Raw genomic sequence first — 14,909 nt, forward strand, 5'->3', positions numbered from 1 at the left:
ATGTCCGACGTCACCGAACTCATCCATCACTACCTGCGGCACAACAAAAAATTCCCCCACGTCTTCTGCGCGGGCTGCGGCCACGGCATCGTGCTCGGCTCGCTCATCCGGTCCATTCACGGCCTCGGCCTCGAAAAGGACGACGTGTGCATCGTGGCGGGCATCGGCTGCTCGGGCCGCATTGCGGCCTACGTGGACTTCAACACCGTCCACACCACTCACGGCCGTGCCCTGACCTTCGCCACCGGAATCAAGATGGCCAACCCCAAGCTCAAAGTCATCGCCATCATGGGCGACGGCGACGCCTTCTCCATCGGCGGCAACCACCTCATCCATGCCGCGCGCCGCAACATCGGCGTCACGGCCCTGGTGCTCAACAACTACATCTACGGCATGACCGGCGGGCAATGCTCGGCCACCACGCCGCAGGGCGCGAACACGCAGACAACACCCTTCGGACAGATGGAGAAATCCTTCGACCTGGTGGACCTGACTCGCGCGGCCGGGGCCAACGGCGTGTACCGAGGCAGCGTGTTCCACGTGAACATGCTCGACCGTCTGGTCTCCACGGCCATCGAGCGGCCCGGCTTCAACCTCGTGGAGATCATCTCGCCCTGTCACACCCAGTACGGCCGCAAGAATAAGTACAAGACCGCCGTGGACATGTATTCCTGGCTCAAGCACACCTGCGTGAAACGCGAGAAATACGAAGCCATGAAGCCCGAGGACCGCAAGGACAAGCTGCCCATCGGCACCTTTGCCGAGCACGACACCAAGGGGCTTGAAGAGCTTTACGCCGACCTGCGAACAAGCCTTTGCCCGCAGCCGACCGAGGCCGTCGAAGGGAGTGGGAAATGAAGACGCCCCAGGATCTGCATCGTTTCGAAATCCGGCTTTCGGGCACTGGCGGCCAAGGCATCATCACCCTGGGTCGCATTCTCGGACATGGGCTTGCCTTGGGCCACGGCTACTACGTGACCCAAACCCAGAGCTACGGCCCCGAGGCGCGCGGCGGCGCCAGCCGCTCGGACCTTGTCGTCAGTTCGCAACCCATCAGCTACCCCAAGACCGAGAACGTGGACATGCTCGTGGCCCTCTCGCAAGAGGCCTGCTACGCCTACTACCGCTACATCAAGCCCGGCGGAGTGCTGGTGGTGGACACCTCGCTCGTGCGCCAGACGCCCTCCAATCTCTTCCTGGGCCTGCCCTTCACGGACATGACGACCAAGAAGATCAAGACCCCACAGGCCATGAACGTGGTGGTGCTGGGCGCGCTCACGCGGCTTCTGCCCTTCGCGGAACAGCGGGTCATGAAGCAGGCCCTGCGCGAAAACCTGCCTCCCAAAATACTCGACCTGAACATGAAAGCCTTTCAACTCGGCTACAGCGAGGCGAAGAAGCACTGGCCCGACCATGCTGCCTGGGGCGAACGTGTTCCGTCGGAAGAGGAGAACGCCCTGGCCTGAGGCCGGACCAATCGCGACGCCCGCGCGGAAAGCGCAATGAGAAAAGGCCCGGCACGCATCACGAACGCGCCGGGCCTTCTGCTTTTTCAAAGCCGCCCCCTTCGACGCTTCTCGCGCCAAGGGGAGCCGGTTCAGTTCGCGGGCTTGGCCACGGTCCCCTTGTTCACGCCCGTGAAGCCGGGATCGAGGGGTTTGAACTCGATCAGCCCCATGCTCGCGGGCACGCCCAGTTCACGCTCCAGGAACTCGCCGATGAACACGGCCAGGGCCGGGCAGTCGTCGGCGGTCAGGCCGATGCTCTTCAACTCCACGAAGGCCGCCGGGTCGCTGGTGCCGCGATAGGAAAGCGCCATCCCCGGCTCGATGACCGCCAGGATACGGTCAACGGGCTTGCCGATGGGTGCGGCCAGATCCTGGGCCAACTTCAGCGCAAGGGCCTTGGCCTTGGCAGGGTCCAGGGAAACGTTGGTCTCGATCTTGATGCAGGGCATGCACGCCTCCTTGACAGTTGTTGTCGGACGTAACGTATCGCTTCGGGCAGGCGCCCGTAAACATCAAAACACCTGACGGAACAGGTCCTCGCCCTGGCTCTGCTCGCCCTCAAGAGACGAGACGCCCGAGGAGACCTGCGTAGGCTCCGTGCCCGCCATGAACGGCAGGAAGAAGCTCTCGTCCGAGGCGGGGCCGGCCAGAAGACCGTTCTTGGCGTCCACGCGCACCATGCCCACTCCCGGCGGCTGCGGGAAGTCGTCCGGCGGGAATTGGCTCTCCACGCGCTGCCTGTAGTCCACCCAGATGGAGAGCGCGGCACGCGAGCCGGTCTCGAATTTGCCCATGGGACGATTGTCGTCGAAGCCCACGTAAACCACGGACACCAGATGCGGCGTGAAGCCCACGAACCAGGCGTCGCGTTCCTCGTTGGTGGTGCCGGTCTTGCCGGCCACGGGACGATTCAGTACCCTGGCGCGCGCGCCCGTGCCGCTACGCACGACTTCCTTCATCATGGAGGAGACAAGGTAGGCGTTTTGCGGACTCACGGCCTCGTACGGTTCCGGCGGATTCTCGTAAATGTCCTGTCCCCAGGCGTCGGCCACGCGCAGCACCAGACGCGGCACTATGCCCGTGCCGCCGCGCGCGAAAACGGTGTAGGCCTGAGCGAGGTTGAGCGGCGTGACTTCGGCCACGCCGAGAGATTCGGAGAGGTTGCCTTGGAAGTTGGCCTGAAGCCCAAGCTCGCGGGCACGCTCAGCCACCGAGGCCATGCCGATGCGCTGCGCGACGCGGATGGTCACAAGGTTGCGTGACTTGGCCAAGGCCGTGACTAGGAGCGTGGGGCCCTGGAAGTTGGCCTCGTAGTTCTCGGGCTTCCAGGTCTGCTGCGTGGTGTGATCCGTGAAGACGATGGGCGCGTCCATGACCACGGAGGCCAGGGTGAAGCCCTTGTCCAAGGCCGCGGAATAGACGATGGGCTTGAAGGCCGAGCCAGGCTGGCGTCTGGCCTGGGTGGCCCGGTTGAAGTGCGAACGGTTGAAGGAGAACCCGCCCACCAGGGCCACGACTTCTCCCGTCTCAGGGAGCACGGAGGCGAGGGCCCCCTCGATGTCAGGCTGCTGCTGCAAGGCCAGCTTCCAAGTTCCCACGCCGTCTTCGCCCGGCCGTTCGACGACCTCCACCCAGACGACGTCGCCGGGCTTGACCACGAGGGTGGCGTCACGCACGGCAGCCACTTCCTCGGTGGCGCGGCGCAGATCCTGAACACGCGCCCAGTGCATGGTAGCCACGTCAATCCTGGCCGAGGCCGCGCCGAAGCGCACCTCCGCGCCCTGGGGCTGCACCTTGGTCACGAGGACTTGGATCCAGTCGCCGACTTCGGCTGTCTCGGCCACGTTGCCTCTGCTGTGCAGGAAGGTCTCGTATTCGCCGGGGTTCAGGTGCTCGGCGGGTCCAGCCCAGCCGCGACGCCGCGTGGAGGCCACCAGGCCGTCGCGCAGCGCGTCCTCGGCTTCGAGTTGGTGTTCCATGTCGCAGGCCGACCAGACGTGCAGCCCCCCCTCGTAGACAGCCGCCTCGCCATAGCGATCCACGAGCCAACGCCGGACCTCCTCCAGATACCACGCCCCCTTCTTCCAGGAAAAGTCGTCCATGCTCGATAGAACCAGTTCCTCGGCCAGGGCCTCATCGTACTGCGCCTGAGTGATCCAGCCACGCTGCATCATCTGGTCAAGCACATAGCGCTGCCGCCCCTTGGCCGCCTCCCAGTTGGTGTAGGGATTGTAGCGCGTGGGAGCCTGAGGCAGCCCGGCGATCATGGCGGCCTCGGCAAGCGTGAGGGCGTCCACATGCTTGCCGAAAAAGGTACGGGCCGCGGCCTCAACGCCGTAAGCGCCCGCGCCGAGATATATCTGATTCAGATAGATGGTCAGGATCTCGTCCTTGGTCAGATAGCGTTCCAGACGGTAGGCAAGGATGGCCTCCTTGATCTTGCGCTGGTAGCTCTTCTCCGAAGACAGGAGCAGCCGTTTGATGACTTGCTGCGTGATGGTGCTGCCGCCCTGCTTGATCTCGCCCGCCGAGAGATTGCGGATGAAGGCGCGAACGATGGCCATGGGATCCACGCCGTCGTGTTGATAGAAACCGGCATCCTCGGCCGCCAGAAAGGCGCGGGGAACCCAGGGCGACATCTCGGGCAGCGTGGCCAGGAACCGCTTCTCGCGGTAGAAATACCCCATGACCTGCCCGGAGCGGGCATAAACGGTGGTCACCAGCGGCGGCCGGTAGTCGCTGAGCTTCTGGTAGTTGGGCAGATCCCGCGAAGCCCAAAAATACAAGCCGATCCCTCCTCCGATGACGCAAAGGATCAGGAGCGACGAGACGATCGCCAAGGCGATGAACGCTTTCTTCATTGCGGATTCCGTTGCAAACGCAGAGTTACATTCGGCATTTCCGGCCGGGGAGGCAACCCCCAAGCCAGACGCAACCGGGCGTGCATATCGCGCGCGGCCGGGCGCGAAAGGTTGACGCTGTCAAGCAGCCGGGCCGTGCCCGTGGCTTCCTTCACGGCCAAGCACTGCCCGGCCAGGACGAATAATTTCTCGCCGCTCAGCCAAACGGGAAACAGGCGGCAGTAATAGGGCCTGGCCTCCACGGGCAGAGTACAGCCATTCTCGCCCAGAAGCGCGCAACGACCGTCAGGACCCGTAGCCAGACGGAAATGATGACGACGAAGGGGAAACAGAATGCGTATCTGCTCTTCCTCGCCCGGAAAGAGGCGATCGAGATGATGCACGAACGAGGCGGAATTGGGCTCCTGAACGAACCACCCCCGTGCCCCGGCGATATCCCGGATCCGGTCCATCTCCACGTCGGAAAGGGGGAAGCACAGGTCTTCCTGGCCCGGGACCAGGGTGCAGCAGGAACCCGACAGGACGGCGCAACGCGCGCAGACTCCGGGGCTGCGGGAAACAGTGCTCATAGCGGTGCGGACGGCCGCCTCCATGGATACGTTTGACTCGCCAAGGCGGGAGGAAGGTAAATCTTCACAGGCGCGATGTCCAGCCACCGCATGCGGCCGTGGCGCAAGGACTTTTCCAGACAGTCTTTCAGGCCATGCCCCTTGGCTCGTCCCTTGCGCCCTCGGTGGCCTCGCCGCGCGCGTCCTCGGGCAGGAACGGTTGCACGTGCACTTGGTGCTGAAACTCCAGGATGGCGTCGGGAGGGATGTCCAATGGCTCGAAAAAACGTACTCCGACGAGTGCGCCGCTCAGCCAGACGACCTCGGCTTGCTTGCCGCGCACATGCTCCCGGATGGGGTCGGGAAACCCTTCCAGGGTCACGGTCTCACCCACCACGAGCGACGCGGGACGCCGCTCGTCGGCCAGTTCGAGCTTCATGCCTAAAAGGCTTATGTTACGCAGGATGCCGGGAAAAAGCTCCTTGCCGCGAGTCTTGATGCGAAAATCGACTTCAAGCGGAATACGCTCGTCCTGACGCTTCTCGTCAATCATCTCCCCCTCCGTCATCCCCGTGCTGCAAGGGGCTCTTCGCGGCAACACAGCAGATGCTGCTTTGGGGACAGTCTGCTAATATTGCCCATACTGCCTCGGCCACTCGCCGTTGTATCCCCGGCACAGGAAGATTGTGAACCGGCGCGCGGGAACTCCCCTGAACGTCGTCTGGTAGTGGATGGGCGGGCTGATCTCGCGAAACATCCGCTGCACCTCGGCCTGCGGGCCGTCCTTGAACTCCTTGCGCACATAAATGGCGTCCCAGCCCACCTTGTTCTCGGGGCCGGGCCACAGGTCGTACTGGTTCATACGCCGCGAAATCCAGACGTTGTAGGTACGCGGCTGGCCCGGAACGTAGAAAGCCAGGGCGGCCGTCATGTCGTAGTGCTCGCTGAAGATGAAGACCCGACCGGGATCGTCGAAGGCGGAAAGGCGCAACGACTCGACGCGCTCGCCCAGATCGTCCCAGCCCTTGAGGCGATGCGTGGGATTCAGGTGGTCCGGGATGGGCAGCACAGGCGCGGACGCAACCAGCATGAAGACCAGGACCGCAAGCCCGGCCCAGACTTTGCGCAGCCGTCCATCGGCCTGCCAGTAGCGGACAAAGGCGATCGCGGCCAGAAGGAAACCCGCCGGGTAGCTGACCGCCGACCAGTTGGGCTGGATCTTGGTGTGAAAGCTCCACAGGATGAAGAAGCCCCAGACCGGCCAAAAGAACAGCGCCAGAAGGCCCGACTGGCGCCGCGAAAGGCCGAGCGCCCCCTGGTCGCCGCGAAACATCTGGCGCGTGGCGGCCAGACCGCCCAGAAGCATGAACACGAACCACCACGGGGTCATGAGCCCCACCTGGCTGCCGAAATAGTCGGGGAAGCGGTCGAAGCGGATCAGGCTCTCGGCGGTTTTTCCGGCCACGCCCGCAAGCACTCCCACATGCTTGAAGCCCACGAAATCGTTCTGCATGTTCCAGATCAGGATGGGCAGGAAGCCAAGCGCCGCTCCAGCGGCCACGGCCGCGACCAAGTGCGGCAAAACGCCCTGGGGCGCGTCCTCTGCCCTACGCAGCCACAGAACATAGACAACGGCGAGAACCGGGAAGACGAGCATCATGTACTTGGCCAGCACCCCCACCGCCACGAGAGGCACGAGTGCGGCCAAGGCCAGCTTGCGGCGGCCAGGCGAGACCTCCGCGCGCGTGGCCGCGTCAAGGCAGAACATGGAGGCGGTCCAGCAGATCAGGAGCGGGTTGTCCGTGGTCATGAGCACGCCCGAAGCCAGGAACATGGGCGCGGTGTTGGCCACGAAGAGCGTCGCCAGGGCGAGCCCTGGCCGCTTCCACAGCCGAGAGAGCCAGATGTAGATGACGCTCTGCAAAACCCCTGAACCGAAGAGCGCGCCCGCGCGCACGCCAAGCTCCGTATCGCCGAAAATGGACGTGAAGGCTGTGATGATCCAGGCGATGAGCGGCCCTTTGGAGTAGTAGGACCATTGCGGCGTGCGGGTCCAGTCCCAGTACTGGGCCTCGTCCTGCACCAGACCGATCTGGCCGGTGGCCACGACGACGAGGCGCACGGCGATGCTGACGACAATGATTGCAAGGGCGACAAGATCGTAGCGGATGACGTCGCCCTGAGAGATTGGCTGCTGCTTCATGACCCGAGGGGTTGTAGCCGAGGCCGGACGCGAAGTCCAACCCGGCGACATCAATGGCTCCGGTTGCGTTGCGGGCGGTTGGTCATGAACACGCCGGTCATGACCATAGCCCCGCCGAAGGCCAGGGAGAGCGTGACCTTCTCGCCGAGAATGAGCACACCAAGACCGATGGCGGCCACGGGCACGAGGTTGATAAAAACCCCGGCCCGGCTTGCGCCGATGGCCTTGATGGCCGCGTAATACCAACAAAAGGCCAGCCCTGTGGCCATGACGCCCAAAAAGACCAAGTTGCCCCAGACCGCGGGGCTCACGGTCGCGACGCGGGCGGCGAGCCCTTCGCCCAGGGCGAAGGGAAAGAGCAGCGCGCAGCCCATCAGGCACGACCAAGTCACGGCGAACAGCGGGGACATGGTGGTCATGAAGCGCTTGCCCAGGAGCGAATAGGCTGTCCAGGAGGCCACGCAGCCGAAAAGAAAGAGCTCTCCCCGGCCCACGCCGCCGGTGAACAGCCGCTCGGGATGAAAATCGGACAGGATGACGGCCACGCCAAAAAGCGACAAGGGAATGCCTGCCAGACGGCTCGGCGAGAGGCGTTCGCCCATGAACAGACAAGCCAAAAGCGCCATGCAGGCGGGTATGGAGGCGATGATCAGCGAGGCCCGCCCCGCCTCCACGGTCTGCAGGGCACTGAAGAAAAAGGCGTTGTAGCCGAAGATGCCGGTCAGGCCCAAAAGCGCCAGGGGCACGAGTTGCCCGCGCTCGGGCAGGGGAAAGCGGCGCTCCACGCGGAAAGTCACGGCCAGAAGAAACACCCCGGCGAAGAGAAAGCGCAGGAACGCGGCGGAAAAGGGCTCCATCTCCGCCGCCACGATGCGGCCGGCGACCCATGTTCCGCCCCAGATGAGCATGGACAGGACGAGTTTGACGTAGGTGGCGAACATGATGAACGGCGTTTACGCCCGAACCCTCGCCGAGGCAAGGGCCGACAGGGGCCGGATCGTCACGAAACCGCGTCCCGGATGAGCTCCCGCCCCTTCTCGGCCGCGAAGGCGATGTAGCGAGCGCAGTGCGAATCTCGCAGCCCGCGCTCGGCGAAAATCTTCTGCCCCTCGGGCGTGCCCAGATGACAACCCAGCAGTTCGACGCAATTGTCGCTGCCGAAGCTCTCGCGGAAGGAGGCGAGCAATTCCTGGGTCAGGGCGTAGGGGATCTCCAGGGAATCCTCGGGCGAATCGCGGCCCGTGGCCAGCCCGATGGCCAGCACGGCCCCGGCGAGCGCGCCGCACATGCCGCCGCTGCGGGACAGGCCGGAGCAAAACGCGGTCGCGGCGCGCGGCAGGCAGCCAGCGTCGAGCCCCAGGTCTTCGGCCAGGGCGCGGCTCACGCTCTCGGCGCACAGCCATTTGGCATTCCAATGGGACAAGGCGCGGGTAGCCACGTCGTTCATGGGAGACCTCGCAAGAATCTAGGGCGCGAACTTGAAGCGGCCTTTGCCGAGCAGGTCGTGCAGATGGACCATGCCCGCGAGCCTGCCCTGCCCGTCCACCACAGGCAACACCGTGACCTGGCGCGCTTCCATGAGGTCCATGGCCTCGGCCGCGGTCTGCCTGGACGAAAGCCTGAGCCCGCCGCGCGTCATGACGTCGCCCACGGGCGCGGAAAGATCGAGCCGTCCGGCAGCGGCCATACGCCGCACGTCGCCGTCCGTGAGCACGCCGAGCAGGCGGCCTTCGTCGCACACGGCAAGAAAGCCCAGGCGGCCCTCGTTCATCACGGCCAGGGCCTGCGAAAGCGCGGCTCTCGGTGTGGCGATGGGCAGCTTCTGGTCGTGCATCACGGCCGTCACCGGCTGAGCCAAGCGGCGGCCCAGGGCTCCGCCGGGATGGCAGCGCTGGAAATCCTCCTGGCGGAACTGCTTGAGCTCGATGAGACACACGGCCAGCGCGTCGCCAAGGGCAAGCTGGGCCGTGGTCGAGGCCGTGGGCGCGAGGTTGTGCGGACAGGCCTCGCGCGGCACGCGGGCGTCAAGCACCACGTCGGCCATTTGGGCGAGGCTCGAATCGGCCCTGCCGGTCATGGCCACCACGCACACGCCAAGAGTCTTGAGCGGCGGAATGATGGCGTTGAGCTCGTCGGTCTCGCCGGAATTGGAGATGGCCAAAGCCACGTCCTCGGGCCGGATCAGGCCCAGGTCGCCGTGCGCGCCTTCCACAGGGTGCAGGAAATAGGCGGGGGTGCCGGTACTGGAGAAGGTGGCCGCGATTTTGCGTCCCACGAGGCCGGACTTGCCAAGCCCCGTGACGACCACCCTGCCCCGACAAGCGGCCAGCAGCTCCACAGCCTGGGAGAACGCGCCGTCGAGCCTCCCGGCCACGCCCAAAAGCCCCTCGACCTCGATGGCGATGACCTCGCGGCCCAGGGCCGCCCAATCGCGCGAGCCGTCCATGTCCCTCCCTCGTCCAGTTACCAGGACAGGGCGATCTCGTTCTCCAGGCAAGCCTTGCCGCTCTCGGGCGGCACGGCCACCGGATACTCGCCGTTGAAACAGGCCAGACACCAGGCGTCCTTGGCCTGGACCGAGCTCAAGAGCCCCTCGACGGAGATGTAATGCAGCGACTCCAGGCCGATGAAGCGGGCGATCTCGTCCACGGTGTTGTTGGCCGCGATGAGTTCGCCCTTGGAGGAGAAATCGATGCCGTAGAAGCAGGGAAAGCGGATGGGCGGGCAGCACACGCGCATGTGCACCTCGCGCGCGCCCAGTTCGCGCAGCTTCTTGACGCGGCTGCGGATGGTCGTGCCGCGCACGATGGAGTCATCCACGATGCAGATGCGCTTGCCTTTGATCATGTTGCGCACCGGGTTGATCTTGATGCGCGTGGAGAAGTCGCGCATGGTCTGCGAGGGCTGGATGAAGGTCCGACCCACGTAGTGGTTGCGGATCATGCACATTTCGAGCGGCAGGCCGGACTCCTGGCCGAAGCCCACGGCCGCGTAGATGCCCGAATCCGGGAAGGGCATGACGAAATCGGCGTCCACCGGAGCCTCGCGCGCCAATATCTGCCCCATGCGCTTCCTGTTTTCATAGACGACTTCGCCGAAAACCGTGGAGTCGGGACGCGCGAAGTAGATGTGCTCGAAAATGCACTGTCGCGTGGGCGCGGGGTCGCCCAGGGTGACAGAGCGCACGCACTTGTTCTCGATGACCAGCATCTCGCCGGGTTCGAGGGGGCGGATGTATTCGGCTTCGAGGAGGTCGAAGGCGCAGGTCTCGGAGGCCAGGACGTGGGCGTCCTGCACGCGGCCGAGCGCCAACGGCCGAAAGCCGTTGGGATCGCGCACGGCGATCAGCTTGTTGTTCACCAGAATAAGCAAAGAATAGGCCCCGCGCACCCGCTCACAAGCCTTGGCGATGGCCTGCTCCACGCCGCCGTTGTGCAGGTGGCGGGCGATGAGGTGCACGAATATCTCGGAATCCATGGTGGTCTGGAAGATGGAGCCCGTGGATTCGAGCTCGCGCCGCAGTTCCAGGGTGTTCACCAGATTGCCGTTGTGCGCGATGGCCATCTGGATGTTGCCGAAGCGCACCAGGAACGGCTGGGCGTTGCGGATCAGCGACGCGCCCGTGGTGGAATAGCGCACGTGGCCCACGGCGATGCGGCCCTTGAGTTCTTTGCCGAGATGGCGCTCGGTGAAGACGTCGGGCACGAGGCCCATGCCCTTGTGCTCGCGAATCTTCTCGCCGTCCCAGGTGACGATGCCCGCCGACTCCTGCCCGCGATGCTGCTGGGCGTACAGGCCGAAATAGGCCATGCGGGCGGCCTCTTCGTGATTGTAGATGGCGAAGAGCCCGCAATACTCCTTCTTGCTCATGGCCGTCCTCCGGGACCGGGGCCTTAGGCTCCGTAGTATTCCTGCAGGCTCTTGACCGCCATGCCCGACTCGCGCAACGCCTGGATGGCCAAGGCCATGGCCCAGGCGCCCGAGATGGTCGTGGTGTAGGGCACGCCGTACAACAAAGTGGTCTGCCGCAGATCGCGCGAATCGTGGATGGTCTTCTTGCCGCTGGCGGTGTTGATGACCAAATCGATGCGCCGGTTCTTGATCATGTCGCAAATGTTGGGCCGTCCCTCGTAGACCTTGAGCACGGTTTCGCTCTCGATGCCGTGCTCGGCCAAAAAGGCCGCGGTGCCGCTGGTGGCGACCACGTTGAAGCCCATCTGCCGGAAAAGCTGCACGGTCTTAAGCATCATGGGCTTGTCACGGTCGTTGACCGAGACGAAGACCGTGCCTTCGGTGGGCAGCTTCTGCCCCGCTGCGTACTGCGACTTCATGAAGGCCAGCCCGAAGTTCGTGTCGATGCCCATGACCTCGCCGGTGGAGCGCATCTCGGGTCCGAGCAGCACGTCCACGCCGGGGAAACGGTTGAAGGGGAAGACCGATTCCTTGACCGCGATATGGCTGCCCTTGCGCATGGACCAGGGGTCGATGTCGGCCAGCTTTTCGCCCATCATGACCCGCGTGGCCAGCTTGGCCAGCGGCACGCCAGTGGCCTTGGAAACGAAGGGCGATGTGCGCGAGGCGCGGGGGTTGACTTCGAGGATGTAGACGTCGCCGTCCTTGATGGCGAACTGGATGTTCATCAGGCCCACGACGCCGAGTTCCGAGGCCAAGGCCACGGTCTGGCGGTCGATCTCGGCCTGGATTTCGGCGGAGATGGTGTGCGGCGGGATGACGCAGGCCGAATCGCCGGAGTGGATGCCCGCCTCCTCGATGTGCTCCATGATGCCCGCGACGTATGTCGTCTCGCCGTCCGAAAGGGCGTCCACGTCCACCTCGATGGCGTTCTGCAGAAACTTGTCCACCAGGATGGGGTGCTCGGGCGAGGCGACCACGGCCTCGCGGAAGTAGTTTTCGAGCTCGGCGTCGTCGTAGACGATCTCCATGGCCCGGCCGCCCAGCACGTAAGAGGGACGGACGACCACGGGATAGCCGATGTTCCCGGCGATGAGCTTGGCTTCCTCGAAGGACTTGGCCAAGCCGTTGGCGGGTTGCCTGAGTCCGAGTTTTTCGAGCAGGGCCTTGAAGCGCTCGCGGTCCTCGGCGCGATCGATGGCGTCGGGCGAAGTGCCTAGGATGGGCACGCCCGCGCGCATCAGGGGCACGGCGAGATTCAACGGCGTCTGGCCGCCGAACTGGACGATCACTCCCTCGGGCTTCTCGAACTCGATGATGTTCAGCACGTCCTCGAAGGTCAGCGGCTCGAAGTAGAGGCGGTCCGAGGTGTCGTAGTCCGTGGAGACGGTCTCGGGGTTGGAGTTGACCATGATGGACCTAAAGCCCAATTCGCGCAGGGCGAAGGAGGAGTGGCAGCAGCAGTAGTCGAACTCGATGCCCTGGCCGATGCGGTTGGGCCCGCCGCCCAGGATGACGACCTTGCGGCCCTCGCCGGGCGAGGTCTCGCGGCCGGGCTCGTAGGTGGAATAGTAGTAGGGGGTGTAGGCCTCGAACTCCGCGGCGCAGGTGTCCACCAGGTAGTAGGTCGGCTCGACGCCCAGGCCCTTGCGCAGCCGCCTGAGGTCATGCATGGACCATTTCCAGATCGTGGCCAGCTGACGGTCGGAGAAACCCATCTCCTTGGCCGCGCGCAGCATGGGCGCGAGCTTGGGGTTGTCCGGGGAGATGGATTCGGTCAGGCCGAAGGCGCGCAGCGCGTCCTCCATTTCCACGATCTCGCGGATCTGGCGCAGGAACCAGGGATCGATGGCCGTGGCCGCGAAAATATCCTCGTTGCTCATGCCGCAACGCATGGCTTGGCGCACGGCGAAGAGCCGCCGCGAGTTGGGCGTGCGCAGCGAGGTCAAAATGGCCTCGCGGTCGCAATCGGGCTCGCCGAAATCCTTGCCCAGGCCCGGCACGCCGATCTCCAGGCCGCGCAGGCCCTTTTGCAGCGCCTCCTTGAAGGTCCGGCCGATGGCCATGGTCTCGCCCACGCTCTTCATGGCCGTGGTCAGGGAGTCCTTGGAACCGGGGAACTTCTCGAAGGTGAAGCGCGGAATTTTGATCACGCAGTAGTCGATGGTCGGCTCGAAGGAGGCCATGGTCTCGCGCGTGATGTCGTTGGGGATCTCGTCCAGGGTATAGCCCACGGCGAGCTTGGCCGCGATCTTGGCGATGGGGAATCCCGTGGCCTTGGAGGCCAGGGCCGAGGAACGCGAGACGCGGGGGTTCATCTCGATGACCACCATCTCGCCGTTCTCGGGATTGACCGCGAACTGCACGTTCGAGCCGCCCGTGTCCACGCCGATCTCGTTCATGATGGCGATGGCCGCGTCGCGCATCTTCTGGTACTCGACGTCGGTCAGGGTCTGGGCCGGGGCCACGGTCACGGAGTCGCCCGTGTGCACGCCCATGGGGTCGATGTTCTCGATGGAGCAGATGATCACGCAGTTGCCCGCGCAGTCGCGCATGACCTCAAGCTCAAATTCCTTCCAACCGAGCACGGAGCGTTCGAGCATGACCTCGCGCTTCATGGAGGCGTCCAGGCCGCGCCCGGCGATCTCTTCGAGATCCTCCATGTTGTAGGCCACGCCGCCTCCCGTGCCGCCCAGAGTGTAGGCGGGGCGGATGATGATCGGGAAGTCGATCTCCTGGCCCAGACGGCGCACATCCTCCATGTTCCTGGCGATGCCCGATTGCGGCACGGCCAGGCCGATCTTCTGCATGGCCTCGCGAAACTCCTCGCGCGATTCGGCCTTGCGGATGGCAACCTGCGAGGCGCCGATGAGTTCCACGCCGAGCCGCTCAAGCGCCCCGGATTCGGCCACGGCCAGGGCCGTGTTCAGGCCGGTCTGCCCGCCCAGGGTGGGCAAAAGCGCGTCGGGCCGCTCCTTCTCCAGGATCTTGATCACTGCCTCGGGCGTGATGGGCTCGATGTAGGTCTTGTCCGCCAACTCCGGGTCGGTCATGATCGTGGCCGGGTTGGAGTTGACGAGCACGACCTCGTAGCCCTCTTCCTTGAGGGCCTTGATCGCCTGGGTGCCGGAGTAGTCGAACTCGCAGGCCTGACCGATGACGATGGGGCCGGAGCCGATGAGCATGATTTTCTTGATGTCGGTGCGTTTGGGCATGTTTGGCAGGAGTTGAGGTTTGAGGCGCTTGGGCCGGAAATGTGCTGGAAGCGGTGTATGCCATAGAGCCTTACACCGCAAGGCTTTTTGCAGCCCCCCGCGAGGCATGGGGAGACTAGCGCAAAGCCCGCCGAGAAGCAAGGCGGGGGCGCGCTCCCGATCCCGCACCAACCCGCCCCGGAAGGCACGCCGGGCGCTGTTTCGCGGGGTGATTGACACTCCGAGCGGTCGGCCCTAATGAGGCCACACCCCGCTTTCCGGCGGGGATTCGTCTTTCCATCGGAGTCCGGCCGTGCCCGTGCTTCTCAAGACCGTCATCCTGCTCACGCTGTCCAACGTCTTCATGACCTTCGCCTGGTACGCGCACCTGAAGAACCTGGCGGCCAAGCCGTGGTACGTTGCGGCCCTCGTCTCGTGGGGCATCGCCCTGTTCGAGTACCTGCTCCAGGTGCCCGCCAACCGCATCGGCTACACCCAACTCAGCCTGCCGCAACTGAAGATCATGCAGGAGGTCATCACCCTGGCGGTCTTCGCGCCCTTCTCCATCTGGTACATGGGCCAGCCCTTCAAGCTCGACTTCGTCTGGGCGGGCCTTTGCCTGTGCGGGGCGGTCTACTTCATCTTCCGGAATTAGAAATGGCGAAAGACGTCTGTTCAGATAC

The 14,909-nt window shown here is 64.6% G+C and carries 13 protein-coding genes; 3 read left to right on the plus strand and 10 right to left on the minus strand.

Annotation, left to right across the window (positions count from 1 at the left end):
- Together DSAT_RS11605 and DSAT_RS11610 are read left to right on the plus strand one after the other, a co-directional pair.
- Nucleotides 1-858 carry a 2-oxoacid:ferredoxin oxidoreductase subunit beta gene (locus DSAT_RS11605; RefSeq protein ID WP_020887711.1) on the plus strand — a complete coding sequence of 286 codons (858 nt, stop codon included), beginning with the start codon at nt 1-3 and terminating at the stop codon, nt 856-858.
- Nucleotides 855-1,466 (plus strand): 2-oxoacid:acceptor oxidoreductase family protein, encoded by a 612-nt coding sequence (locus DSAT_RS11610; protein ID WP_020887712.1) that lies wholly within the window; start codon nt 855-857, stop codon nt 1,464-1,466. Before DSAT_RS11605 ends, DSAT_RS11610 begins: the two co-directional genes overlap by 4 nt.
- A gap of 131 nt (nt 1,467-1,597) precedes the next feature.
- Here the strand turns inward: DSAT_RS11610 and DSAT_RS11615 are convergent, their stop codons facing one another.
- The 10 genes from DSAT_RS11615 to carB all read right to left on the minus strand — a co-directional run bounded on the left by DSAT_RS11615 (nt 1,598) and on the right by carB (nt 14,247).
- The gene (locus DSAT_RS11615) at nt 1,598-1,957 is read right to left on the minus strand and encodes a phenylpyruvate tautomerase MIF-related protein (RefSeq protein ID WP_020887713.1); all 360 of its coding nucleotides are present in this window, start codon (nt 1,955-1,957) and stop codon (nt 1,598-1,600) included.
- Nucleotides 1,958-2,020: 63 nt separating this feature from the next.
- Nucleotides 2,021-4,369 carry a penicillin-binding protein 1A gene (locus DSAT_RS11620; RefSeq protein WP_020887714.1) on the minus strand — a complete coding sequence of 783 codons (2,349 nt, stop codon included), beginning with the start codon at nt 4,367-4,369 and terminating at the stop codon, nt 2,021-2,023.
- Entirely contained in the window at nt 4,366-4,938 is a 573-nt protein-coding gene (locus tag DSAT_RS11625) for a YkgJ family cysteine cluster protein (protein WP_040371200.1), read from the minus strand. Before DSAT_RS11625 ends, DSAT_RS11620 begins: the two co-directional genes overlap by 4 nt.
- 127 nt (nt 4,939-5,065) lie before the next feature.
- Nucleotides 5,066-5,470 (minus strand): PilZ domain-containing protein, encoded by a 405-nt coding sequence (locus DSAT_RS11630; protein WP_020887716.1) that lies wholly within the window; start codon nt 5,468-5,470, stop codon nt 5,066-5,068.
- Between the two features lie 75 nt (nt 5,471-5,545).
- A complete protein-coding gene (locus tag DSAT_RS11635; protein ID WP_040371218.1) occupies nt 5,546-7,120 on the minus strand; it encodes an ArnT family glycosyltransferase in 1,575 nt (524 codons plus the stop codon).
- A 50-nt stretch (nt 7,121-7,170) separates the two neighbouring features.
- Nucleotides 7,171-8,061 (minus strand): DMT family transporter, encoded by an 891-nt coding sequence (locus tag DSAT_RS11640; protein WP_020887718.1) that lies wholly within the window; start codon nt 8,059-8,061, stop codon nt 7,171-7,173.
- 59 nt (nt 8,062-8,120) lie between these two features.
- Nucleotides 8,121-8,567, minus strand: coding sequence for a C-GCAxxG-C-C family protein (locus DSAT_RS11645; protein WP_020887719.1), 447 nt, complete (start codon nt 8,565-8,567; stop codon nt 8,121-8,123).
- An 18-nt stretch (nt 8,568-8,585) separates the two neighbouring features.
- Entirely contained in the window at nt 8,586-9,566 is a 981-nt protein-coding gene (locus DSAT_RS11650; protein WP_020887720.1) for a KpsF/GutQ family sugar-phosphate isomerase, read from the minus strand.
- A 17-nt stretch (nt 9,567-9,583) separates the two neighbouring features.
- Nucleotides 9,584-10,990 (minus strand): amidophosphoribosyltransferase, encoded by a 1,407-nt coding sequence (purF, locus tag DSAT_RS11655; RefSeq protein ID WP_020887721.1) that lies wholly within the window; start codon nt 10,988-10,990, stop codon nt 9,584-9,586.
- 23 nt (nt 10,991-11,013) lie between these two features.
- Nucleotides 11,014-14,247, minus strand: a complete 3,234-nt coding sequence (gene carB, locus DSAT_RS11660; RefSeq protein WP_020887722.1) for a carbamoyl-phosphate synthase large subunit — start codon at nt 14,245-14,247, stop codon at nt 11,014-11,016.
- A 292-nt stretch (nt 14,248-14,539) separates the two neighbouring features.
- On the opposite strand from carB, the gene DSAT_RS11665 reads away from it, so the two are divergent.
- The gene (locus DSAT_RS11665) at nt 14,540-14,881 is read left to right on the plus strand and encodes a DMT family protein (protein ID WP_020887723.1); all 342 of its coding nucleotides are present in this window, start codon (nt 14,540-14,542) and stop codon (nt 14,879-14,881) included.
- Nucleotides 14,882-14,909 lie beyond the last annotated feature (28 nt).

This window comes from Alkalidesulfovibrio alkalitolerans DSM 16529 (assembly GCF_000422245.1).
GTDB classification, from domain to species: Bacteria; Desulfobacterota; Desulfovibrionia; order Desulfovibrionales; family Desulfovibrionaceae; genus Alkalidesulfovibrio; species Alkalidesulfovibrio alkalitolerans.

Bases quoted from the DNA above. Each gene is read 5' to 3' on its own strand.
- purF (WP_020887721.1), bottom strand. From the start codon at position 10,990: ATGAGCAAGAAGGAGTATTGCGGGCTCTTCGCCATCTACAATCACGAA.
- DSAT_RS11620 (WP_020887714.1), bottom strand. From the start codon at position 4,369: ATGAAGAAAGCGTTCATCGCCTTGGCGATCGTCTCGTCGCTCCTGATC.
- DSAT_RS11645 (WP_020887719.1), bottom strand. From the start codon at position 8,567: ATGAACGACGTGGCTACCCGCGCCTTGTCCCATTGGAATGCCAAATGG.
- DSAT_RS11635 (WP_040371218.1), bottom strand. From the start codon at position 7,120: ATGAAGCAGCAGCCAATCTCTCAGGGCGACGTCATCCGCTACGATCTT.
- DSAT_RS11630 (WP_020887716.1), bottom strand. From the start codon at position 5,470: ATGATTGACGAGAAGCGTCAGGACGAGCGTATTCCGCTTGAAGTCGAT.
- DSAT_RS11625 (WP_040371200.1), bottom strand. From the start codon at position 4,938: ATGAGCACTGTTTCCCGCAGCCCCGGAGTCTGCGCGCGTTGCGCCGTC.
- DSAT_RS11615 (WP_020887713.1), bottom strand. From the start codon at position 1,957: ATGCCCTGCATCAAGATCGAGACCAACGTTTCCCTGGACCCTGCCAAG.
- carB (WP_020887722.1), bottom strand. From the start codon at position 14,247: ATGCCCAAACGCACCGACATCAAGAAAATCATGCTCATCGGCTCCGGC.
- DSAT_RS11650 (WP_020887720.1), bottom strand. From the start codon at position 9,566: ATGGACGGCTCGCGCGATTGGGCGGCCCTGGGCCGCGAGGTCATCGCC.
- DSAT_RS11605 (WP_020887711.1), top strand. From the start codon at position 1: ATGTCCGACGTCACCGAACTCATCCATCACTACCTGCGGCACAACAAA.
- DSAT_RS11640 (WP_020887718.1), bottom strand. From the start codon at position 8,061: ATGTTCGCCACCTACGTCAAACTCGTCCTGTCCATGCTCATCTGGGGC.
- DSAT_RS11610 (WP_020887712.1), top strand. From the start codon at position 855: ATGAAGACGCCCCAGGATCTGCATCGTTTCGAAATCCGGCTTTCGGGC.